The sequence below is a fragment of the Paenibacillus sp. Negev47 genome, from assembly GCF_058313655.1.
Genome location: NZ_CM177754.1, coordinates 5991360 through 6013958, shown reverse-complemented (window position 1 = coordinate 6013958; position 22599 = coordinate 5991360). Strand labels below are relative to the sequence as shown.

Genomic DNA, 22599 nt, shown 5'->3' with positions numbered 1-22599 from the left:
TCAACCAATTAGTGACGGAGGGGATCATATGAGCACGGAAATTCGTGTGCGTTACGCGCCGAGCCCAACGGGACACCTGCATATCGGGAATGCCCGTACGGCGCTGTTTAACTATCTATATGCCAAACATAATAACGGTAAATTCATTATTCGTATTGAAGATACAGACGTGAAACGGAATATTGCCGGTGGTGAAGAAAGCCAGCTGAAATACCTGAAATGGCTCGGAATCGAGTGGGATGAAAGTATTGATGTGGGCGGAGAATACGGACCATACCGTCAAACGGAACGCCTGGATCTCTATCGTAAATATACGCAGGAATTGCTGGATAAAGGTCTGGCATACCGTTGCTTCTGCACGGAAGAAGAATTGGAGCAAGAGCGCGAGGAACAGTCAGCTCGTGGAGAAACGCCGCGTTATTCTGGCAAACACCGTGAGCTTACTCCAGAGCAAATCAGTGCGTTTGAAGCGGAAGGCCGTGTAGCAAGTATTCGTTTCCGTGTGCCGGAAGAGCGCACATATACGTTTGATGACATGGTTAAAGGCACAATCTCGTTCAACAGCAAGGAATCCGGTGACTTCGTCATTGTGAAAAAGGACGGCATTCCCACATACAACTATGCCGTTGCTGTGGATGATCATTTGATGAAGATCTCCCACGTTCTGCGTGGGGAAGATCACATCTCGAACACGCCGCGTCAACTGATGATCTATGAAGCGCTCGGCTGGGAGCCGCCGCAATTTGGTCATATGACGCTGATCGTGAATGAAAACCACAAGAAGCTGAGTAAACGGGATGAGTCTGTTATTCAGTTTATTGAGCAGTATGACCAACTCGGCTATTTGCCTGAAGCGATGTTTAACTTCATTTCCCTGCTCGGCTGGTCGCCAGAAGGGGAAGAAGAGATCTTCTCGCAAGAGCAACTGATCTCCATTTTTGATACGAAACGTCTGTCCAAGAGCCCGGCGGTATTTGACACGCACAAGCTGGCTCACTTGAACAACCACTATATCAAACATGCTGACCCGGAACGTATTGCCGAAATGGCTATTCCGCATCTGCAAAAGGCTGGACGGATTCCTTCCGAGCTGTCTGCTGAACAAAAAGAATGGGCATATACTTTGGTACATCTCTACCAGGAGCAGATGAATTCTGCCTCTGATATCGTGGAATTGTCAGAAGTGTTCTTCCGTTCCAATCTGGAGCTGGAAAGTGAAGGAGAAGCTGTACTTGCTGAGGAGCAAGTGCCAACGGTGCTGAAGGCATTTGCGGATAAAGTGCAGGCTAGCGAAGAATTCACGCCAAGCAAAATGGCTGCATTGATCAAGGAAGTGCAGAAAGAGACCGGATTTAAGGGCAAACAGCTCTTTATGCCAATCCGTGTTGCTTTGACTGGACAGACGCATGGACGGGATCTGAATCAAACGATCGTCCTGCTAGGCCGTGATACGGTGATCGAACGTTTGCTTGCACAAGTTAAGGGTGCTTAATCAAGACGTCCGGGTTATTTGGATCTGAACAGAGGTTTATTTTCCATGGATACGAGGGAAGGTTATTGTCAGTCTCAGGCCTTTTCGCTATAATAACAACACAACGATTAAATGATATGATTTATCTAATAGAACAGCAAAGATCGGGAGGAGTAGACTGACCCGGACAGATTCAGAGAGGATGGTCCCGCAGCAAAGAGAGATTTCTTTGTTTGCGGTGGCTGTGAGCCATCCACTGTCCAGCAGTCGAAATGCGCCCGTGAGCTGCATAGCCGAATCCAGCCCCGCCTTTGTCGATCATGACAAGGAAAACGTTAGGATAGGTTGTGACGATTGGTTTCCGTTACCAAACCGCTTGAGGGCTCATTCTATTAAGAATGGACCGAGCAGAGTGGGACCGCGATAAACGCCTCTGCAGCTGAAATAGCTGCAGAGGCGTTTTTTTTTGTTTAGGCGAGTGTGCAGTACACTACCAAGGAACGCGCCGTCCGGTAAGCCGGAGGACGGGAACCTGAACAAGAGGGGAACGAGCATGTTCAAGAAGATCAGATCAGATATCCAGGCGGTGTTCGAAAACGATCCCGCAGCTCGGGGATGGTTTGAAGTGGTATTTACCTACTCAGGGCTGCATGCGATATGGGCACACAGGATCGCTCACTTTTTATACAAGCGAAGATGGTTCTCGTTTGCCCGGTTCATTTCGCAGGTGAGTCGTTTTATGACAGGAATTGAGATACACCCTGGAGCTACGATCGGAAATCGGTTGTTTATTGACCATGGAATGGGCGTCGTTATTGGAGAAACATGTGAGATTGGCGATGATGTTGTTATCTATCAGGGGGTTACCCTTGGCGGAACAGGGAAAGAAAAAGGAAAGAGACATCCGACCATTGGTAATAATGTGGTTATCTCATCCGGAGCTAAAGTGCTGGGTTCATTTAGCGTGGGGGATCAATGTAACATTGGTGCCAACTCCGTAGTGCTCAAGGAAGTCCCTTCCAACAGTACAGTAGTGGGTATACCGGGCAGAATTGTTAAACAGGACGGTCGACGTGTAGATCGCCTCAGTCAACAGTTGCCCGATCCGGTCGTTGACTCCTTGCGCAGCATGCAACAAGAACTCGAACGATTGCAGAAAGAAGTACGTACACTGCAGAATACCCGCGAAAATGAGACTGTACGTGATACGTGATACAATTAATAAAGGCAGTATAGGATGAAAGGATAAGTGACCATGACGCTTCAGATTTATAATACGATGAGTCGTACAAAAGAGGATTTTGTTCCCCAAGAGCCAGGGAAAGTAAAAATGTATGTGTGCGGACCCACGGTATATGACTACATTCATATCGGGAATGCACGACCCGTTATCTTTTTCGACACGGTTCGTGGATACCTGGAACAGACAGGACATGAAGTGAACTATGTGGTGAACTTCACCGATGTAGATGACAAACTGATCCGCAAAGCAGAACAACTTGGGACAGATGTTCCTCACGTGGCGGAGAAGTTTATCGCTGCCTATTATGAAGACCTTGAGGGATTGGGTATTCCCAAGGCAAGCAGCAACCCGAGAGTAACGGAAAACATGCCGCTGATTATTGATTTCATCCGTGAACTGGTAGAAAAAGGATTTGCGTATGAAAATGGCGGTGACGTCTATTATCGTACAGGCAAATTCAGCCAATACGGCAAACTCTCGAAACAAAACCTGCAGGAACTGCAGTTTGGAATCCGTGTGGGAGTGGATGAACGCAAGGAACATCCGGAAGATTTCGTACTTTGGAAGGCAGCCAAACCAGGTGAGATCTATTGGTCCAGCCCTTGGGGCGATGGTCGACCAGGCTGGCATATCGAATGCTCCGCCATGGCTAGAGAGTACCTCGGGGATACGCTGGATATCCATGGGGGAGGACAGGATTTGCAGTTCCCACACCATGAGTGCGAATGCGCACAGTCTGAAGTATTGACGGGTAAGCCACTAGCTAACTATTGGATGCATAATGGCTTTATCCGTATCGATAATGAGAAAATGTCGAAATCACTCGGCAATGGTGTTCTCGTTAAAGACTTGCGGAATCAATATAAACGCGAAGCTATTCGTTATTTCATGTTGTCCACCCACTATCGCAACCCATTGAACTTCACGGATGATACGATGGAGCAGGCACAAAACAGTGTGGATCGGATTGCCAATGCCGTGGGTAACCTGAACCATCGTCTGAATGCGGTATCCGTAGATCAGGATATCTCAGCGGATTTTGCGGCAAGACTCGACCAAATCCGTCAGCAGTATCACGAGAAGATGCAGGACGATTTCAACACACCTGATGCAATCACAGCTATGTTTGAGTGGACTGGGGAAGCCAACCAACTGTTGCAGAAAGAAGTAGTTAATGCGGCTGACATTCGTGCACTCCTCGAATTGTTCAACGAACTGAATGCTGTACTGCGCATCTATACTGACGCGGAGCCAGAACTTTTGGATGAAGAAATAGAGCGTCTGATTGAAGAACGTGTGGAAGCACGCAAGTCCAAAAACTGGGCAAGAGCGGATGAAATTCGCGATGAATTGTCTGCGCGTGGCATCCTGCTTGAGGATACAGCCCAGGGGATGAGATGGCGGCGCAAATGAGCGAGGGCCATTCAAACACACCACAACAACAGGAGCAGGTCACAGAGGGAGGATGGTTCCCATATCCCCCTTCCAGACCTGCAAGGTTGATTCCGCCGATTGCGCTGGCCTATATTGGTGATGCGGTATATGAGGTGGCAGTTCGTCAGTATCTGTTGTCAAAGGCTAACATGCGTCCCAATCATCTGCATCGTAGTGCAACCGGATTGGTATCAGCGAAGGCTCAGAGCCGCATACTTACAAGTATTGAGGCTGAACTGACGGAAGAAGAACGGGATATCGTCCGGCAAGGACGGAATGCCAAGTCCGGTAGTATCCCCAAAAATGCAGATGTTTTAGAATACAGACATGCTACGGCATTTGAGTGCCTCATTGGTTATCTCTACAGTAGTGGTGGTCATGAACGAATGATTGAACTGATCGGGCTTGGCATTGAGCAAGCGGAACAACAATCGTCATTGCCGACAAAAAAATAGAAATTTCAACAATACAACGCATTACAGAGAGGATCGAACAACGATGGAAGAAGAATGGATCGCCGGTAAACACTCCGTGGCGGAGGCGCTGCGTTCAGGCCGGACCATTAATAAAATATGGATAGCGGATACAGCACAGAAACATCTGACTCAACCTATTATCTCGGAAGCTAAAAAACTCGGTATTGTCATTCAACACGTGGACAAGCGTAAGTTGGATCAAACCGTACCAGGCATTCAGCATCAGGGGGTAGTCGCACAAGCGGCACCTTACGCTTATGTGGAGGTAGAAGACATTCTTGCCGCAGCGAAAGCGAAAAATGAGCATCCTTTCCTGATCCTGTTGGATGAGATTGAAGATCCTCATAATCTGGGGTCCATTTTGCGGACAGCAGACTGCACAGGAGCGCATGGTGTTATTGTACCCAAACGTCGCTCTGCAGCGGTAACAGTGACGGTATCCAAAACGTCAGCAGGCGCCGTGGAGTATGTACCTGTGGCTCGTGTAAGTAATCTCGGCCAGACCATTGATCGCCTCAAAGAGGAAGGTGTATGGGTTGTGGGGACAGATGTCACTGCTCATGAAGGCGTCTTTGGTAACAGCGTCTTTACCGGTCCTGTTGCACTGGTAATCGGCAATGAAAACAAGGGAATGGGACGACTCATTCGCGAGAAATGCGATGTGCTGATCAAATTACCGATGCAAGGTCAGATTAATTCCCTGAATGCTTCCGTGGCAGCGGGGGTTGTCATGTATGAAGTGCTCCGGTCACGTCAAGCGCAGGCATAGAAGATATGGCTGACTCCCGTGATGTGCTTCTTGTAGACGGGTACAACATGATTGGCGACTGGCCGGAATTAACCAGACTGGCGGAAAGTGGGTTGGAAGAGGCGCGCAACAGGCTTCTCTTTCGTCTCGCTGACTACCAGGCCTTCTCTGGCCGTCGAGTCATTGTTGTGTTTGACGCCTACCTCGTGCCTGGACTCGGTAAATCCTTTACACAGAGCAAAGTGCAGATTTATTTTACAAAGGAAAAAGAGACGGCAGACGAATGCATTGAGAGACTCGTTCGGGAACTAAGCATGCGAAGACGCCAAATCTATGTGGCTACGAGCGATATGGTAGAGCAACATGTCATATTCGGACAGGGGGCGCTGCGCGTATCTGCAAGGGAGTTGCTGATTGAAGTAGAGCAGAACGAAAAAGAATTAAAGAAACGACTGGAAGAAGATCAGGCGAAGACAACACGGAATACACTTGGAGGCAAGTTAAGTCCGGATGTTTTGAAAGAGTTTGAACGCTGGAGACGGGAATGACTGTTCCTATTTACAAATTTTAGAATATTGAAACTCTTGACAATTATGTTATTGATGTTCTTTTTTAGGCAGAGCGTGGTTGACGGTGTGAGGTACCATCATATATACTGATCGTATATTTCATAGAGTAGAGTAACGGGGTACCTTGCGTTGCAGCCGGAGGGATTGTCTGTGAGTGTCGACCTCAAAGATATCATGTTATCAAAGTATGATTACCAAAGTGACGAAGACATTGTCGAAGCGGTCCGTGAAGGTGAAAGCGAAGCGCTGGAGTTTTTGATTAACAAATATCGTAACTTTGTACGCGCCAAGGCAAGATCTTATTTTCTGATTGGGGCAGACCGGGAAGATATTATTCAAGAAGGAATGATTGGCCTCTACAAATCCATTCGAGATTTCAAAGGGGACAAGCTGGCTTCGTTCAAGGCTTTTGCCGAACTGTGTATTACAAGACAGATCATCACGGCGATTAAGACAGCAACACGTCAGAAACATATTCCGCTTAATTCTTATGTATCTCTGGACAAGCCTATTTATGACGAAGAGTCTGATCGTACGTTACTCGATGTGATTTGTGGAACCCAGGTCAGTGATCCGGAAGAACTTATCATCAATCAGGAAGAGTTTGTGGGCCTGGAAGATAAGATGTCCGAGATTCTAAGTGATCTGGAACGTAAAGTATTGATGTTGTATCTGGACGGGAGATCTTATCAAGAGATTGCAGTAGATTTGGACAGACATGTGAAGTCCATTGATAATGCACTTCAGCGCGTTAAGCGCAAACTTGAAAAGTACCTGGAAGTTCGAGATAATTAAACACATGTTGTCGTTGACGGAAAAGGCTCGGTGTTCGAGTCTTTTTTTAGTGTCTCAAGTTTATAAAATCAAAGAATGTTTATACTAGTAATCGCTCGGTCCATGCAGGAGAAGAGGAAAACAGAGATTTGAAACAAGAGTAAGTTGTACGGAAGTAATACCCAATGAATGAAAGGCTATTCTTTCATTGACATGGTTATACCCTTGTGATAAAGTGTTTTAGGTAGGCCTAAATTTATGGCTTTTTTTCAGGATCAATTTAGAGACTCTGCTTGAATGTGGAAGTCTTCGGGAGGTGTACATCATGCGGGTAATTATTACTTTGGCTTGTACTAACTGCAAACAAAGAAATTACACTACGACAAAAAACAAGCGTAATCACCCCGACCGCATGGAGATGAAGAAATTTTGCAAGTTTTGTAACGAGCAGACTTCTCATCGCGAAACCAGATAGTTTTTGGAGGTGTCGGCGTGAAACGAAGTTTCAAATCTCTGATTTCCTTTTTCACAGAAAGCTGGGCTGAACTTAAAAAAGTTCGCTGGCCTAATCGTAAAGAGCTGACCAACTACACATTGATCGTACTTGGTACTGTTGTGGTTATGACGCTGTTTTTTTGGGTCATTGACATTGGCATCTCCTTTGTGATCGAAGCGATTATTTAAGAAGGGTTCCGGTGGCTTGATATGGAAAAAAGATGGTACGTCGTTCATACCTATTCAGGGTATGAGAATAAGGTCAAAGCCAATTTGGAAAAACGCGTAGAGTCTATGGGCATGGAAGACAAGATATTCCGCGTTCTTGTTCCTATGGAAGAAGAAGTGGTAAACAAGGACGGTAAGAAAAAAACCGTTATGCGTAAAGTTTACCCCGGTTATGTCTTGGTGGAAATGGTACAGACGGATGATTCTTGGTATGTTGTTCGCAACACACCTGGGGTTACAGGATTTGTCGGTTCGACAGGTTCTGGGTCCAAACCAACTGCCTTGTTGCCTGAAGAAGTGGAACAAATTCTGAAGCACATGGGTATGGTTGAACCTAAGCCGAAAATTGAGTTCGAGATTAAGGAATCCGTACGTATTAAAGTCGGTCCTTTTGCGAATTTTGTAGGCTCCGTGGAAGAAATTTTGGTAGACAAAAGCAAGTTAAAAGTGCACGTGAACATGTTTGGACGGGAAACACCGCTTGAGTTGGAATATACGCAAGTGGAGAAGATATAGTCTCTTCAAGTTTCTTGTGGGAGGGTTGAAAAGCCCGTTAACCACTATTTTGCAAGGAGGTGTCAATCATGGCGAAAAAAGTTATTAAAATGGTAAAACTGCAGATTCCAGCAGGTAAAGCAAACCCAGCACCACCAGTAGGTCCAGCTTTGGGTCAAGCAGGTGTCAACATCATGGCATTCTGTAAAGAATTCAACGCTCGTACTGCTGATCAAGCGGGATTGATTATTCCAGTTGAAATTTCTGTATTCGAGGACCGTTCCTTTACTTTCATCACTAAAACTCCACCAGCAGCAGTTCTGTTGAAAGTGGCAGCTAAAGTTGAAAAAGGATCCGGCGAACCGAACAAGAAAAAAGTTGCTACTGTTAAACGTGATGCGGTTCGTCAAATCGCAGAACAAAAAATGCCTGACCTGAATGCAGCTGACGTTGAGTCTGCTATGCGTATGGTCGAAGGTACTGCCCGCAGCATGGGTATCACCATCGAAGACTAATTTTCATAAGAAACATGGCTTCGTAAAACCGGTCGATTCGCGACCGGTTGATGTGGGAGGTATATCCGCTAACACCACAAAGGAGGAATAAAACATGGCTAAACACGGTAAAAAATACCTGGAAGCTGCTAAGCTGATTGACAGCGAAGCAACTTACGAGCCTTCAGAAGCTGTAGAGCTTGTGAAAAAGGCAGCTACTGCAAAATTCGATGAAACAATCGAAGCGGCAGTTCGTTTGGGTGTAGACCCTCGTAAGCAAGACCAGGCTGTACGTGGTGTTGTTGTCTTGCCACACGGCACAGGTAAAACACAACGCGTATTGGTATTTGCAAAAGGTGACAAAGCGAAAGAAGCGGAAGCGGCTGGCGCGGACTATGTTGGTGATGCAGACATGATCAACAAAATCCAACAAGGCTGGTTCGAATTCGACGTCTGCGTAGCGACACCAGATATGATGAGTGAAGTAGGTAAATTGGGCCGACTGCTCGGCGGTAAAGGTCTGATGCCTAACCCTAAAGCCGGAACGGTAACTTTCGATGTAACTAAGGCTGTTCAAGAAATTAAAGCCGGTAAAATCGAATATCGTCTGGATCGTGCAGGTCAAATTCATGCACCGATCGGTAAAGCTTCTTTCTCTTCTGAGCAACTGAATGAGAACTTTAAAGCTCTCATGGAAGCTCTGAATCGTGCTAAACCGGCGGCAGCAAAAGGTGTTTATCTGAAGAATGTTAGTCTTTCTTCCACGATGGGCCCTGGCGCACGCGTGAACGCAGCAGCTTTTAGATAATAGTTCTTGACAGGGTTGACCTGTTTTGATAAGATATAAAAGTTGTGAGTCCGAGTGACTGACCGTTGACATTTGAATATGCTTACCGTAGACAGTAGGTGCCATTTGGCTTAATTTCCTGCCGAGGTGTGATTATAGAACTTAGAACGATGCAAATCGGTTGTGAGTATATATCAAGCCTTCGTGAATCTACGGAGGCTTTTCTTAATGGGATAAATTTGATCAGGAGGTGTACAGATTGGCAAACGCAAAAGTGATTCAAGCAAAACAAGAGTCCGTTGATGCAGTAACAGCAAAATTGCGCGAGAGCGTTACAACTGTTGTTGTTGACTATCGCGGATTGAACGTTGCCCAAGTAACTGAGTTGCGTAAGCAACTTCGTGAAGCAGGGATCGAATTCCAAGTGCTGAAAAACTCGTTGCTTCGCCGTGCAGCTGCAGCAGCAGAACTGACAGAACTCGATAGTGTTCTTACAGGTCCTACTGCAATTGCATTCAGCGTAGATGACGTTGTGGCTCCAGCTAAAATTCTGAACGACTTCGCGAAAAAGAACGATGCACTGGAATTGAAAGGTGCAGTCGTAGAAGGTCGCGTAATCGGAGTAGAAGAAGTTAAGGCGTTGGCAGAATTGCCATCCCGCGATGGACTCCTCTCCATGCTCCTCAGCGTGCTTCAAGCGCCAGTGCGCAACTTCGCGCTTGCGGTTAAAGCAGTTGCAGAGAAAGAAGAACAAGGCGCGTAAGCAACTTGATCTGAACGCCGCTTAGGCGACAAATGAATTAAAAAAAAAATATTATATATGGAGGTTCACTCATGAGTAAAGAGCAAATCTTGGAAGCAATCAAAGGCATGACTGTACTGGAATTGAACGATCTTGTTAAAGCAATCGAAGAAGAATTCGGCGTAACTGCTGCAGCTCCAGTAGCTGCTGCAGGTGCAGTAGCTTCTGCTGAAGCTGAGCAATCCGAGTTCGACGTAATCTTGACTAGCGCTGGTGCTTCCAAAATCAACGTTATCAAAGCAGTTCGCGAAATCACAGGTCTTGGCCTGAAAGAAGCAAAAGAACTGGTTGACAACGCTCCAAAAGCACTGAAAGAAAAAGTTGCTAAAGAAGAAGCAGAAGCGGTTAAAGCTAAGCTTGAAGAAGCTGGCGCTACAATCGAAGTTAAATAATTTAGCTTTTATAAGCTAGATGAACAAAACAACAAACCCCTTGACTTATATCAAGGGGTTTGTTGCTGTAATTGTAAATGGAAAGTGAGTGAGGGCATGTCCAATCATTATTATTCGGACAAACCGCAAGTAGCGCATGATCGCAGAGCAACTGAAGCGGTTCTTCGCGGATTCAGTCTGCGACTCGTGACGGACGCCGGTGTGTTTTCTAAAAACGGAATCGATTATGGCAGCAGAGTATTGATTGATGCGATAGAGTTGCCACCAGGAGCTCATGTTCTCGATGTGGGTTGCGGGTATGGCCCGATGGGTCTTACAGCAGCCAAGCTTGTACCGGATGGGCATGTCACCATGATCGATATCAACGAGAGAGCCGTTGAACTTTCCAGGGAAAATGCAAAAGCAAACGGAATCAGCAATGTTACGGTATTGCAAAGTAATCTACTGGCTGAAGTAAAAAAGCAAGATTTTGACGTTGTACTGACCAATCCACCTATAAGGGCTGGGAAAGAAACGGTTCATGCTATTTTCGAACAGGCACATCGTCATTTGAAGGTAGGCGGTTCGTTATGGATTGTCATTCAGAAAAAGCAGGGGGCCCCATCAGCGAAAGCGAAATTGGAATCTTTGTTTGGGCGAGTGGAAGAAGTGACGAAGGATAAAGGCTATCGGATTTTTAAAGCGGTGAAAGCGGAAGAAGCATCTACTAAAAGCTAAATCCGAGTTTGTAAAGTAAGCAGGGGATCATTTTTTTTGCAATAGGACTATTGACTTGAAATTCAGGTCGTGGTATTATTGTAAAATGTCAGTATTAAGATGCCCTACTTGGCTTTAGCTAACTAAAAATGTCAACCTTTTTTTACGCCGAACGGGCTTATTATGCCTACGTTTGGCGTATAATATGTACATTTTGGGCAAACTGGGGATAAGAATGATTTGGAAAGACATCCGCCGATCAAAGTTGCTCTTTTTTCGAACGACATTTCGAGTAAGGGCTTTTCTTTATTTGTGGATGCATTGCTTTGCTCTGTATGTGTACCATTATAAGGTTACAAACAGAGGTTCGCAACGAAATTTTTAAAGTGAGTAGACATTGAGGGGTGAGTTTAAGTTGGCAGGACATCTTGTTCAATATGGTCGACGCACTCGGCGCAGTTATGCACGAATTAACGAGATACTCGAAGTTCCGAACCTGATCGAAATCCAACAAAAATCCTATGATTGGTTTTTGGAGGAAGGGTTGCGCGAAATGTTCCAGGATATCTCGCCGATCCAGGATTTCACAGGTAACTTGATTTTGGAATTTATCGATTACAGTCTCGGTGAACCGAAGTATACAGTAGACGACGCGAAGGAACGTGACGTTACTTATGCAGCACCGCTTCGGGTCAAAGTCCGGCTCATTAATAAGGAAACCGGCGAAGTCAAAGAGCAGGAAGTATTCATGGGAGATTTCCCGCTGATGACCAACACGGGCACATTTATTATTAATGGTGCGGAACGGGTTATTGTCAGCCAGTTGGTTCGCTCTCCTAGCGTTTACTTCAGTACCAAAGTAGATAAAAATGCCAAAAAAACGTATACCGCTACAGTTATTCCTAACCGCGGCGCTTGGCTGGAACTGGAGATGGACGCGAAGGATGTTGTTTACGTCCGGATCGACCGTACACGTAAAATACCAGTTACGGTTCTCCTGCGTTCACTTGGTTTTGGCACAGATGCTGAGATTCTGGATCTGCTCGGTAATGACGAATATATTCGCAACACACTGGACAAAGACAACACGGATTCCACGGAGAAAGCACTCATTGAGATCTATGAGCGTCTTCGTCCGGGCGAGCCGCCAACGCTTGATAATGCGAAAAGCTTGCTCGTAGCGCGTTTCTTTGATCCAAAACGTTATGACCTGGCTAATGTAGGTCGTTACAAAATGAATAAAAAGCTTCACATCAAAAACCGTTTGTTTAACCAGCGTTTGGCTGAGTCACTTGTGGACGCTGAAACAGGTGAAATCATCGCTGAAGCAGGTCAAATGGTTGATCGTCGCTTGTTGGATGAAATCATGCCGTATCTTGAGAAAAGCGTTGGGTTCCGCACGTATCACGTGGGTAACGGCGTTTTGGATGCCAATGATATCCCTATGCAAACGATTGATGTGTTCTCACCAACTGAAGATGGTAAAGTGGTTAAACTGATTGCCAATGGAATCATTGACAAGTCCGTTAAAAACGTGACGCCGGCGGATATCATTTCCTCCATCAGTTATTTCCTTAACCTTCTGCAGGGGATTGGTAGCACGGATGATATCGATCATCTGGGTAACCGTCGTTTGCGTTCGGTGGGTGAACTCCTGCAGAATCAGTTCCGTATCGGTTTGTCCCGTATGGAGCGTGTGGTTCGTGAGAGAATGTCCATTCAGGATGCTAACGTAATTACACCACAGGCATTGATTAACATACGTCCTGTTATTGCATCGATTAAAGAGTTCTTTGGTAGTTCCCAGTTGTCACAGTTTATGGATCAAACGAACCCACTGGGTGAGTTGACACATAAACGTCGTTTGTCCGCACTCGGACCCGGTGGTTTGACACGTGAGCGCGCAGGTATGGAAGTGCGTGACGTCCATCCATCCCACTATGGCCGGATGTGTCCAATCGAGACTCCAGAGGGACCAAACATCGGTTTGATCAACTCCTTGTCTACGTTCGCCCGTGTGAATGAATATGGCTTCATTGAAGCTCCATATCGTTGGGTTGATCCGAAGACAGGTATTGTAACTGAGCAAATTGATTACCTGACAGCGGACGAAGAGGACAACTATGTCATCGCGCAAGCGAATGCGAAGTTGAACGAAGACGGTACATTTGAAGAAGAAGCGATCATTGTACGTTACAACAAACAGTCGGATAACATCCTTACGATGCCGAGTGAGCGAGTTGACTACATGGACGTATCTCCTAAACAGGTTGTATCCGTCGCTACAGCGCTTATCCCGTTCCTTGAGAACGATGACTCCAACCGTGCACTCATGGGATCCAACATGCAGCGGCAGGCGGTTCCACTCTTGATTCCTAAAGCACCACTTGTAGGAACAGGTATGGAGCACAAAGCTGCAAAAGATTCTGGTGTATGTATTGTCTCCGATTATGACGGAATTATTGAACGTTCTTCTGCGAACGAAATTTGGCTCCGTCGTGTTGAAGAAGTGGACGGTCAGGAAGTCAAAGGCGATATCGTTAAATATAAATTACACAAATTTATGCGTTCGAACCAAGGAACATGCATTAACCAGCGTCCGATTGTCAAAAGAGGTGCCGCTGTAAAAGCTGGCGATATCCTCGCTGATGGTCCTTCAACGGAAATGGGTGAATTGGCTCTGGGACGTAACGTCGTTGTTGCCTTCATGACTTGGGAAGGTTACAACTACGAGGATGCGATCTTGCTCAGTGAAAAACTCGTTAAGGAAGATGTATACACATCGATCCATATCGAGGAGTATGAGTCAGAAGCACGTGATACCAAGCTCGGACCTGAAGAGATCACACGTGATATCCCTAACGTTGGGGAAGAAGCGTTGCGTAACTTGGATGAGCGCGGTATTATCCGCATCGGTGCTGAGATTAGCGCTGGCGACATTCTGGTTGGTAAAGTAACGCCTAAGGGTGTAACGGAGCTGACTGCAGAAGAACGTCTCTTGCACGCGATCTTCGGTGAGAAAGCACGTGAAGTACGTGATACTTCCTTGCGTGTACCACATGGTACTGACGGTATCGTAGTAGACGTGAAAGTATTTACCCGTGAAAACGGTGATGAGCTGCCTCCAGGTGTTAACCAACTCGTTCGTGTCTATATCGCTCAAAAACGGAAAATCTCCGAGGGTGACAAAATGGCCGGACGTCACGGTAACAAAGGGGTCGTGGCCCGCATCTTGCCGGAAGAAGATATGCCTTTCCTGCCAGATGGTACACCTGTTCAGATCGTTCTTAACCCACTGGGCGTACCTTCCCGGATGAACATCGGTCAAGTACTCGAGGTTCACTTGGGTATGGCTGCGATGCAACTGGGTATTCACGTAGCAACTCCTGTATTCGACGGAGCGAAGGAGTATGACGTCTTCGATACGATGGAAGAAGCAGGTATGCAACGTAATGGTAAAACCGTCCTGTATGATGGTCGTACAGGTGAAGAGTTTGAACGTGAAGTTACTGTGGGTGTCATGCACATGATCAAATTGGCACACATGGTTGATGATAAAATCCATGCCCGTTCCACGGGTCCTTACTCACTTGTTACGCAACAGCCATTGGGTGGTAAAGCCCAATTCGGTGGACAGCGTTTCGGGGAGATGGAAGTATGGGCGCTTGAGGCATACGGTGCGGCTTATACACTGCAAGAAATCTTGACTGTTAAGTCCGATGATGTTGTTGGTCGGGTTAAAACGTATGAATCCATCGTCAAAGGCGAGAATGTTCCGGAACCAGGCGTTCCTGAGTCATTCAAAGTATTGATCAAAGAGCTGCAAAGCTTGGGTATGGACGTTAAGATTTTGAGTGAAGATGAGCAAGAGATTGAAATGAGAGAAATGGACGATGAAGATGACGCTGCGAGCGATAAGCTCAGCCTCAACCTTGAGGGTACAGAGGTCGGAGCGGAATAACCGCTTCGAGCGCATGATGACCGGCGTTTTTCATCAGGCTCGCGTCTCGCTCCGGCTTCGGCCGGAGAGGGCGTAACCTAGAATACAGGAATTGGTTAAGGAGGGTTGCTCCTTGTTGGACGTCAACAATTTCGAATACATGAAGATCGGGCTTGCTTCCCCAGAGAAAATTCGTTCTTGGTCCCGCGGAGAAGTGAAAAAACCGGAAACGATCAACTATCGTACGTTGAAACCGGAAAAAGAAGGGCTGTTCTGCGAAAAGATTTTTGGCCCTACAAAAGACTGGGAATGTCATTGCGGTAAATACAAACGCGTCCGTTATAAAGGCGTTGTCTGTGATCGTTGTGGTGTTGAAGTAACACGTGCGAAAGTACGCCGCGAACGGATGGGCCATATTGAGCTCGCTGCTCCGGTATCGCATATCTGGTACTTCAAAGGTATTCCGAGCCGTATGGGTCTTGCGCTGGATATGTCTCCAAGATCACTCGAAGAGATTATTTATTTTGCATCATATGTTGTAACTGATCCAGGAGAAACTCCACTGGAGAAAAAACAGCTGTTGTCCGAGAAAGAATACCGCAGCTACCGTGAAAAATACGGATATGGTTTCCAGGCTGGCATGGGCGCAGAAGCGGTTAAAAAACTGCTTCAAGACCTTGATATAGATAAAGAGCTTGAATTCCTGAAGGAAGAGCTCCGCACTGCACAAGGACAACGTCGTAATCGTGCGATCAAACGTCTGGAAGTTATCGAAGCATTCCGCAACTCCGGCAACAAGCCAGAGTGGATGATCATGGATGTACTTCCTGTTATCCCGCCGGAACTTCGTCCAATGGTACAGCTGGATGGTGGACGTTTTGCAACGTCTGACCTGAATGACCTGTATCGCCGTGTAATTAACCGGAACAACCGTCTGAAACGTCTGCTTGATCTGGGCGCGCCAGATATTATCGTGCAAAATGAAAAACGGATGTTGCAGGAAGCTGTTGACGCATTGATCGATAATGGTCGTCGCGGACGCCCGGTAACGGGTCCTGGTAACCGTCCTTTGAAATCCCTCAGCCACATGCTGAAAGGTAAACAAGGACGTTTCCGTCAGAACTTGCTGGGTAAACGGGTTGATTATTCTGGTCGTTCCGTTATCGTTGTCGGACCTTACCTGAAAATGTATCAGTGTGGTCTGCCAAAAGATATGGCACTGGAACTGTTCAAGCCTTTCGTTATGAAAGAGCTCGTTAATAAAGGCCTTGCCCACAACATCAAGAGCGCAAAACGTAAAGTTGAGCGTGTAAGTCCTGAAGTATGGGATGTTCTTGAAGAAGTAATCAAGGAGCATCCGGTTCTGTTGAACCGTGCCCCTACGCTTCACAGACTCGGTATTCAAGCATTTGAACCGATTCTCGTTGAAGGTAAAGCAATTCGTCTTCACCCACTCGTATGTACGGCATACAATGCCGACTTTGACGGTGACCAAATGGCCGTGCACGTTCCGTTGTCCGCTGAAGCTCAAGCGGAAGCGCGTATCCTGATGCTCGCATCAGGTAACATTTTGAACCCGAAAGACGGTAAACCGGTTGTTACTCCTTCCCAGGATATGGTGCTTGGTTCTTATTACCTCACTATGGACAACAAGGAAGAAAAGGGTACAGGTATGATCTTGCGTACAGTTAACGAAGCTGTATCGGCATACCAACGTGGTACTGCTGGTTTGCATGCACGTGTGGCTATTCCGGTTAAGGCGCTTGGTAAAACAAGCTTCACGGATGAACAGCAAGAAGGAATGTTGCTGACAACTGTTGGTAAAATTATCTTTAATGAAATTTTCCCGGCAAGCTTCCCGTATATCAATGACGCGACTCGTGCGAACCTGTACCAAGGTACAGCAGATCACTCATTTGTATATGAAAAAGGTGCTGATCTCAGAGAAGCTATTATGAATGCTCCTCTGGCTGGCGGTGTCGGCAAAGAATACCTCGGCTCCATCATTGCACGTTGTTTTGAAATTTATCACACAACGGAAACAGCCGTTATTTTGGATAAAATCAAACAACTCGGATTCACATACTCTACTCGTGCCGGTATTACGGTTGCGGTATCTGATGTTATCGTTCCGCCTGAGAAGTTTGAAATTCTTAGACAGTCTGAGGAAAAGGCACAAATCGTTACGAACCAGTACCGTCGTGGTCTGATTACGAATGAAGAGCGCTATGACCGTATCATTGATATCTGGTCAAAATCCAAAGATGACATCACTGAGATTCTGATGAAGTCCATGGATCGATACAACTCGATCATGATGATGGTAGACTCCAAAGCACGGGGTAACAAATCGCAAATCACCCAATTGGGCGGTATGCGTGGTCTGATGGCCAACCCATCCGGTCGTATTATCGAACTCCCAATCAAATCGAACTTCCGTGAAGGTCTGACGGTACTCGAGTACTTTATCTCCACTCACGGAGCGCGTAAAGGTTTGGCGGATACAGCCCTGCGTACAGCCGATTCAGGTTACCTGACTCGTCGTCTCGTAGACGTAGCCCAAGACGTAATTGTGCGTGATGATGATTGTGGTACAGATAAAGGCTTTACGGTAAGTCGTATCCAGGATGGTAAAGAAGTTATCGAAGATCTCTACGACCGTATTGAAGGCAGATACTGCTTCGAGACTCTTCGTCATCCGGAAACGAAAGAAATCATTGTAGGTCGCAATGAATTGATTGACTCCGATAAAGCAGAAGCGATCATCAAAGCAGGTATTACTAAATTGCAAATCCGCTCCGTCCTCAGCTGCCGTGCAAGTCATGGTGTCTGCAAGAAGTGTTATGGTCGCAACCTCGCGACTGGTAAACACGTGGAGATTGGTGAAGCAGTTGGTATTATTGCAGCACAATCCATTGGTGAGCCGGGAACACAGCTTACAATGCGTACATTCCACACCGGTGGTGTAGCCGGAGACGATATTACGCAAGGTTTGCCGCGTATCCAGGAGTTGTTTGAAGCTCGTAATCCTAAGGGTCAAGCAACAATCAGTGAGATTGATGGTGTAGTTAAAGAGATTCGCGAAGCGAAAGATCGTCGTGAAATCGAAATTCAAGGTGAGGCGGAATCCAAAGTTTACTCCGTTACCTACGGTTCCCGTGTACGTGTAAGTGAAGGCATGGAAGTTGAAGCAGGCGATGAGTTAACAGATGGTTCCATCGATCCAAAAGAAATGCTGCGCATTAAAGGCGTACGTGGCGTACAAAACTACATTTTGCAGGAAGTACAGCGCGTATACCGTAACCAAGGCGTAGAAATCAATGACAAGCACGTTGAAGTTATGATCCGTCAAATGCTGCGTAAAATCCGCATCGTAGATGCAGGGGATACAACGCTGTTGCCAGGATCGTTCGTAGATACGCATGAGTACGAAAGAGCTAACAAAATTGCGATTCTTAGTGATAAAGAGCCAGCGGTTGCTAAACCAATCCTGCTCGGTATTACGAAAGCATCCCTGGAAACAGACTCCTTCCTCTCGGCGGCTTCGTTCCAAGAAACTACACGTGTACTGACAGATGCAGCGATCAAAGGTAAAGTCGATCAGTTGCTCGGTCTGAAGGAAAATGTAATCATCGGTAAATTGATCCCTGCTGGTACAGGTATGCACCGTTACCGCAGCATCAAATTTGCTGAGCCAGAAGATGGCCAATCTTCAGTAGAAGAACTTGAGCCAGTTTCGGTTGATTAAATAGATTCCTCCTCATTTAGAGGGGAATGAAAGTTTTGTGCGTCAGGAGGCGGACGCTTGTATAATGCAGGCGGACGAATCCTGATGTACGTAAACTTTTAAAAAATGTTTTAGGATTAGCATTGACAATGCTTGCGCTAGATGCTAATATATCAAAGGTGCGTGGGCAGCTGATTGTACATGGTTCTATTCGGAGGAATACACAATGTCTAATGAAAAAGCCTTGCAAGATGCTCATGTCAAAATAGGTACCAAACAGACCATGCGGATGGTGCAGACAGGTTTGGCTTCCGAAGTCTATGTCGCAGAAGATAGTGATCCGCAGCTCACTTCCAAAATCATTGCACTGTGTGAACAACACAATGTGAAATGCACGAAAGTGGATACAATGAAAAATCTCGGCAAAGCTTGCGGGATTGGAGTGGGAGCAGCTATGGCTGCTGTCGTAAAATGATAGTGTAAGGAACGTTTTTGTCCGAGAACTTTTAAGGATTCTCCAAGGCAAAAACTTTTCATTTGTCTTTTTATGAACCGCCTGGGTCTGTGGACTTAGCGAAAAGAGGTTTATAAAGAAACATGAATATTTGAGGAAGGGGGTGGCAATCACATGCCAACTATTAATCAACTGGTTCGTAAAGGACGTCAAGCAAAAGTTGAGAAGTCAAAATCTCCAGCTTTGCAAAAAGGATTCAACGCTTTGAAACGTGAATCTACTAACATCAGTGCCCCACAAAAACGTGGTGTCTGCACTCGTGTAGGTACAATGACTCCACGTAAACCAAACTCTGCACTTCGTAAGTATGCCCGTGTTCGTTTGACGAACCGTCTCGAGGTTACTGCTTATATCCCGGGAATCGGACATAACCTTCAAGAGCACAGTGTGGTATTGATCCGCGGAGGTAAAGTTAAAGACCTTGCAGGAGTTCGTTATCACATCGTTCGTGGAGCTCTCGATACTGCAGGCGTAAACAACCGTATGCAAGCTCGTTCGAAATACGGTGCAAAACGTCCAAAAGCTAAAAAAGCCTAAACCATTATAAGCAGAGAACCTGAAAGCCTTCTGGCTTAGGTCTGGAAGGTACAGGGTCTGCTGAACAAGAAAGAAAGGGGGATATCCATGCCACGCAAAGGTCCAGTTACGAAAAGAGACGTGTTGCCTGATCCGTTATACAACAGCAAGTTGGTTACTCGTTTAATCAACCGCATCATGATCGGCGGAAAACGCGGTGTTGCTCAAAGCATTCTGTATAATGCGTTCAAGTTGATTCAAGAACGTACGGGTAATGACCCGATGGAAGTGTTTGAAGCAGCAATCAAGAATATCATGCCAGTCCTGGAAGTTAAAGCTCGCCGTGTCGGCGGTGCCAACTACCAAGTACCAATCGAGGTGAAACCAGAGAGACGTACTGCTTTGGGATTACGTTGGCTCGTGAACTACTCCCGCAACCGCGGTGAGAAAACAATGGAAGAGCGTTTGGCGGCTGAGATCATCGACGCTTCCAACAACACAGGCGCTTCCGTTAAAAAACGTGAAGATACGCACAAAATGGCTGAAGCGAACAAAGCGTTTGCTCACTACCGTTGGTAGGATTCAGTTCACAATAAAAAAACTTCAATTTTGAAGGGAGACCCATTTCATGGCTAGAGAGTTCTCCTTGAAAAATACACGTAATATCGGGATCATGGCTCATATTGATGCGGGTAAAACCACGACAACTGAGCGGATCCTGTTTTACACAGGACGTACGCACAAAATCGGTGAAGTACACGAAGGCGCTGCGACAATGGACTGGATGGAACAGGAACAGGAGCGCGGAATTACGATTACTTCCGCTGCAACTACCGCTGCTTGGAAAGGCCACCGCGTTAATATTATTGATACCCCGGGACACGTTGACTTCACTGTTGAAGTTGAACGTTCCCTTCGTGTATTGGACGGAGCAGTTGGTGTATTCAGTGCGAAAGAAGGCGTTGAGCCTCAGTCCGAAACCGTATGGAGACAGGCTGACAAGTACGGCGTACCTCGTATCGCATATGTTAACAAAATGGATATCATCGGTGCTGACTTCCTGAACGTTGTATCTGACATGCGTGATCGCCTTCAAGCGAACGCTGTTGCGATTCAACTTCCAATCGGTGCTGAAAATGATTTCACTGGTATCATCGATATCGTTGCACAAAGAGCTCATATGTACAAAGATGATCTTGGACAAGATATCGAAGAAACCGACATTCCTGCAGAATTTGCAGATCAAGTTGAAGAACTTCGCAACGAGTTGATTGAGCGCGTTGCTGAACTGGACGAAGATTTGACAATGAAATACCTGGAAGGCGAAGAGATCACAATTGATGAGATCAAATCCGTACTCCGTAAAGGTGTTGTAGATGTTAAGATCTTCCCGGTTATCTGTGGATCCTCATACCGTAACAAAGGTGTTCAACTGATGTTGGATGCTGTTATCGACTACTTGCCAGCTCCAACAGATGTACCATCAATCACTGGTCATCTTGAAGACGGAACTGAAGCAGTCCGTCAGTCATCCGATGAAGAGCCTTTCTCCGCATTGGCATTCAAAATCATGACGGACCCTTACGTTGGTAAATTGACATTCTTCCGCGTATACTCTGGTGTTCTTCAATCCGGATCATATGTATTGAATGCCACTAAAAACAAACGTGAGCGTATCGGTCGTATCCTTCAAATGCATGCGAACAGCCGTCAAGAAATCACTGTAGTTTACTCCGGTGATATTGCAGCTGCCGTAGGTTTGAAAGATACGGGTACAGGTGATACACTATGTGATGAGAAAAATCCGGTTATCCTGGAGTCAATGAACTTCCCTGATCCGGTTATCGAAATCGCCGTTGAACCTAAAACCAAAGCTGACCAAGATAAAATGGGTGTTGCTCTCGGTAAGTTGACTGAAGAGGATCCAACTCTTCGTGCTCATACTGACGAAGAAACAGGTCAAACAATCTTGGCAGGTATGGGTGAGCTTCACCTTGATATCATCATCGACCGTATGCGTCGTGAGTTCAAGGTTGAAACTACTGTGGGTAAACCACAAGTAGCTTACCGTGAAACATTCCGTGCTCCAGCGCGCGTTGAAGGTAAATTCGTACGTCAATCCGGTGGTCGTGGTCAATACGGTCACGTATGGGTTGAATTCGAACCTCTCGAGCCGGGTACAGGCAGCCAGTTCGAAAGTAAGGTTGTCGGTGGTTCCGTACCAAGAGAATACATTCAACCTGCACTGTCAGGGATTGAAGAGCAAATGAAAAACGGCGTTATTGCAGGCTTCCCGCTTGTTGACGTTAAGGCTACAATCGTAGACGGGTCTTACCATGATGTCGATTCCAATGAGATGGCATTTAAAATTGCCGGATCTATGGCGCTTAAAGCGGCTAAAGACAAGTGTAAACCAGTTCTGCTTGAGCCTATCATGAAGGTAGAAGTAACAGTTCCAGAAGAGTACATGGGTGACGTAATGGGTATGTTGAATTCCCGTCGTGGCCGCATCGAAGGTATGGATTCCCGTAGTGGAGCTCAAATCATCCGTGCTAAGGTACCTTTGTCTGAAATGTTTGGTTACTCTACAACTCTTCGTTCCGGTACTCAAGGACGCGGCGTATTCTCCATGGAACTCTCTCACTATGAAGAAGTTCCTAAGAGCATCGCTGAAGAAATCGTTGCCAAAACAAAAGGCACCGAGTAGTTTTCTCACACTGGATGCAAGTGCATAAGAATTCATTTCGGAGCACTTCATTCAGTGAAAACATAAAATTATAATTTTAAGGAGGCCACGT

The 22599-nt window shown here is 46.2% G+C and carries 21 protein-coding genes and 1 other annotated feature; all 21 genes read left to right on the top strand.

What is annotated here, in order from left to right:
* The first annotated feature begins 28 nt into the window (after positions 1-28).
* The 21 genes from gltX to fusA all read left to right on the top strand — a co-directional run bounded on the left by gltX (position 29) and on the right by fusA (position 22508).
* Positions 29-1492: a glutamate--tRNA ligase gene (gene gltX / locus AC4G47_RS27170; RefSeq protein WP_491103630.1), complete on the top strand. Its 1464-nt coding sequence runs from the start codon at positions 29-31 to the stop codon at positions 1490-1492.
* Positions 1493-2024: 532 nt separating this feature from the next.
* The gene (cysE, locus tag AC4G47_RS27165) at positions 2025-2684 is read left to right on the top strand and encodes a serine O-acetyltransferase (protein ID WP_482071388.1); all 660 of its coding nucleotides are present in this window, start codon (positions 2025-2027) and stop codon (positions 2682-2684) included.
* Between the two features lie 42 nt (positions 2685-2726).
* Positions 2727-4127 carry a cysteine--tRNA ligase gene (gene cysS, locus AC4G47_RS27160; protein WP_491103629.1) on the top strand — a complete coding sequence of 467 codons (1401 nt, stop codon included), beginning with the start codon at positions 2727-2729 and terminating at the stop codon, positions 4125-4127.
* Complete coding sequence (locus tag AC4G47_RS27155) at positions 4124-4603, top strand: Mini-ribonuclease 3 (protein ID WP_491106810.1); 480 nt, start codon at positions 4124-4126, stop codon at positions 4601-4603. Before cysS ends, AC4G47_RS27155 begins: the two co-directional genes overlap by 4 nt.
* A 43-nt stretch (positions 4604-4646) precedes the next feature.
* Positions 4647-5393, top strand: coding sequence for a 23S rRNA (guanosine(2251)-2'-O)-methyltransferase RlmB (rlmB, locus tag AC4G47_RS27150; RefSeq protein WP_491103628.1), 747 nt, complete (start codon positions 4647-4649; stop codon positions 5391-5393).
* A gap of 5 nt (positions 5394-5398) precedes the next feature.
* Entirely contained in the window at positions 5399-5920 is a 522-nt protein-coding gene (locus AC4G47_RS27145; RefSeq protein ID WP_062836174.1) for an NYN domain-containing protein, read from the top strand.
* Between the two features lie 171 nt (positions 5921-6091).
* Positions 6092-6736, top strand: coding sequence for an RNA polymerase sporulation sigma factor SigH (sigH, locus tag AC4G47_RS27140; protein WP_024633601.1), 645 nt, complete (start codon positions 6092-6094; stop codon positions 6734-6736).
* Positions 6737-7040: 304 nt separating this feature from the next.
* On the top strand, positions 7041-7190 hold the full coding sequence (rpmG, locus tag AC4G47_RS27135; RefSeq protein WP_072735843.1) for a 50S ribosomal protein L33: 150 nt from the start codon (positions 7041-7043) through the stop codon (positions 7188-7190).
* A gap of 17 nt (positions 7191-7207) precedes the next feature.
* Positions 7208-7399, top strand: a complete 192-nt coding sequence (gene secE, locus AC4G47_RS27130; RefSeq protein ID WP_105406954.1) for a preprotein translocase subunit SecE — start codon at positions 7208-7210, stop codon at positions 7397-7399.
* Positions 7400-7420: 21 nt separating this feature from the next.
* A complete protein-coding gene (gene nusG / locus AC4G47_RS27125; RefSeq protein ID WP_145336484.1) occupies positions 7421-7954 on the top strand; it encodes a transcription termination/antitermination protein NusG in 534 nt (177 codons plus the stop codon).
* 68 nt (positions 7955-8022) lie between these two features.
* Complete coding sequence (gene rplK / locus AC4G47_RS27120) at positions 8023-8448, top strand: 50S ribosomal protein L11 (protein WP_056697655.1); 426 nt, start codon at positions 8023-8025, stop codon at positions 8446-8448.
* Positions 8449-8542: 94 nt separating this feature from the next.
* Entirely contained in the window at positions 8543-9235 is a 693-nt protein-coding gene (gene rplA / locus AC4G47_RS27115; protein WP_017692063.1) for a 50S ribosomal protein L1, read from the top strand.
* A 67-nt stretch (positions 9236-9302) separates the two neighbouring features.
* Positions 9303-9450: a sequence feature (ribosomal protein L10 leader region), on the top strand.
* 23 nt (positions 9451-9473) lie between these two features.
* Positions 9474-9977, top strand: a complete 504-nt coding sequence (gene rplJ, locus AC4G47_RS27110; RefSeq protein ID WP_017692064.1) for a 50S ribosomal protein L10 — start codon at positions 9474-9476, stop codon at positions 9975-9977.
* 71 nt (positions 9978-10048) lie between these two features.
* Entirely contained in the window at positions 10049-10408 is a 360-nt protein-coding gene (rplL, locus tag AC4G47_RS27105) for a 50S ribosomal protein L7/L12 (protein ID WP_145326574.1), read from the top strand.
* A 96-nt stretch (positions 10409-10504) separates the two neighbouring features.
* Positions 10505-11125, top strand: coding sequence for a class I SAM-dependent methyltransferase (locus tag AC4G47_RS27100; RefSeq protein ID WP_458124245.1), 621 nt, complete (start codon positions 10505-10507; stop codon positions 11123-11125).
* A gap of 394 nt (positions 11126-11519) precedes the next feature.
* The gene (rpoB, locus tag AC4G47_RS27095) at positions 11520-15065 is read left to right on the top strand and encodes a DNA-directed RNA polymerase subunit beta (protein ID WP_145326572.1); all 3546 of its coding nucleotides are present in this window, start codon (positions 11520-11522) and stop codon (positions 15063-15065) included.
* A gap of 112 nt (positions 15066-15177) precedes the next feature.
* The gene (rpoC, locus tag AC4G47_RS27090) at positions 15178-18792 is read left to right on the top strand and encodes a DNA-directed RNA polymerase subunit beta' (protein ID WP_491103627.1); all 3615 of its coding nucleotides are present in this window, start codon (positions 15178-15180) and stop codon (positions 18790-18792) included.
* A 205-nt stretch (positions 18793-18997) separates the two neighbouring features.
* Positions 18998-19246 (top strand): ribosomal L7Ae/L30e/S12e/Gadd45 family protein, encoded by a 249-nt coding sequence (locus tag AC4G47_RS27085; protein WP_458124243.1) that lies wholly within the window; start codon positions 18998-19000, stop codon positions 19244-19246.
* Between the two features lie 153 nt (positions 19247-19399).
* The gene (gene rpsL / locus AC4G47_RS27080; protein ID WP_017692070.1) at positions 19400-19822 is read left to right on the top strand and encodes a 30S ribosomal protein S12; all 423 of its coding nucleotides are present in this window, start codon (positions 19400-19402) and stop codon (positions 19820-19822) included.
* A gap of 87 nt (positions 19823-19909) precedes the next feature.
* Positions 19910-20380 (top strand): 30S ribosomal protein S7, encoded by a 471-nt coding sequence (rpsG, locus tag AC4G47_RS27075; protein WP_017692071.1) that lies wholly within the window; start codon positions 19910-19912, stop codon positions 20378-20380.
* A gap of 49 nt (positions 20381-20429) precedes the next feature.
* Positions 20430-22508: an elongation factor G gene (gene fusA, locus AC4G47_RS27070; protein ID WP_491103626.1), complete on the top strand. Its 2079-nt coding sequence runs from the start codon at positions 20430-20432 to the stop codon at positions 22506-22508.
* Positions 22509-22599: the final 91 nt, after the last annotated feature.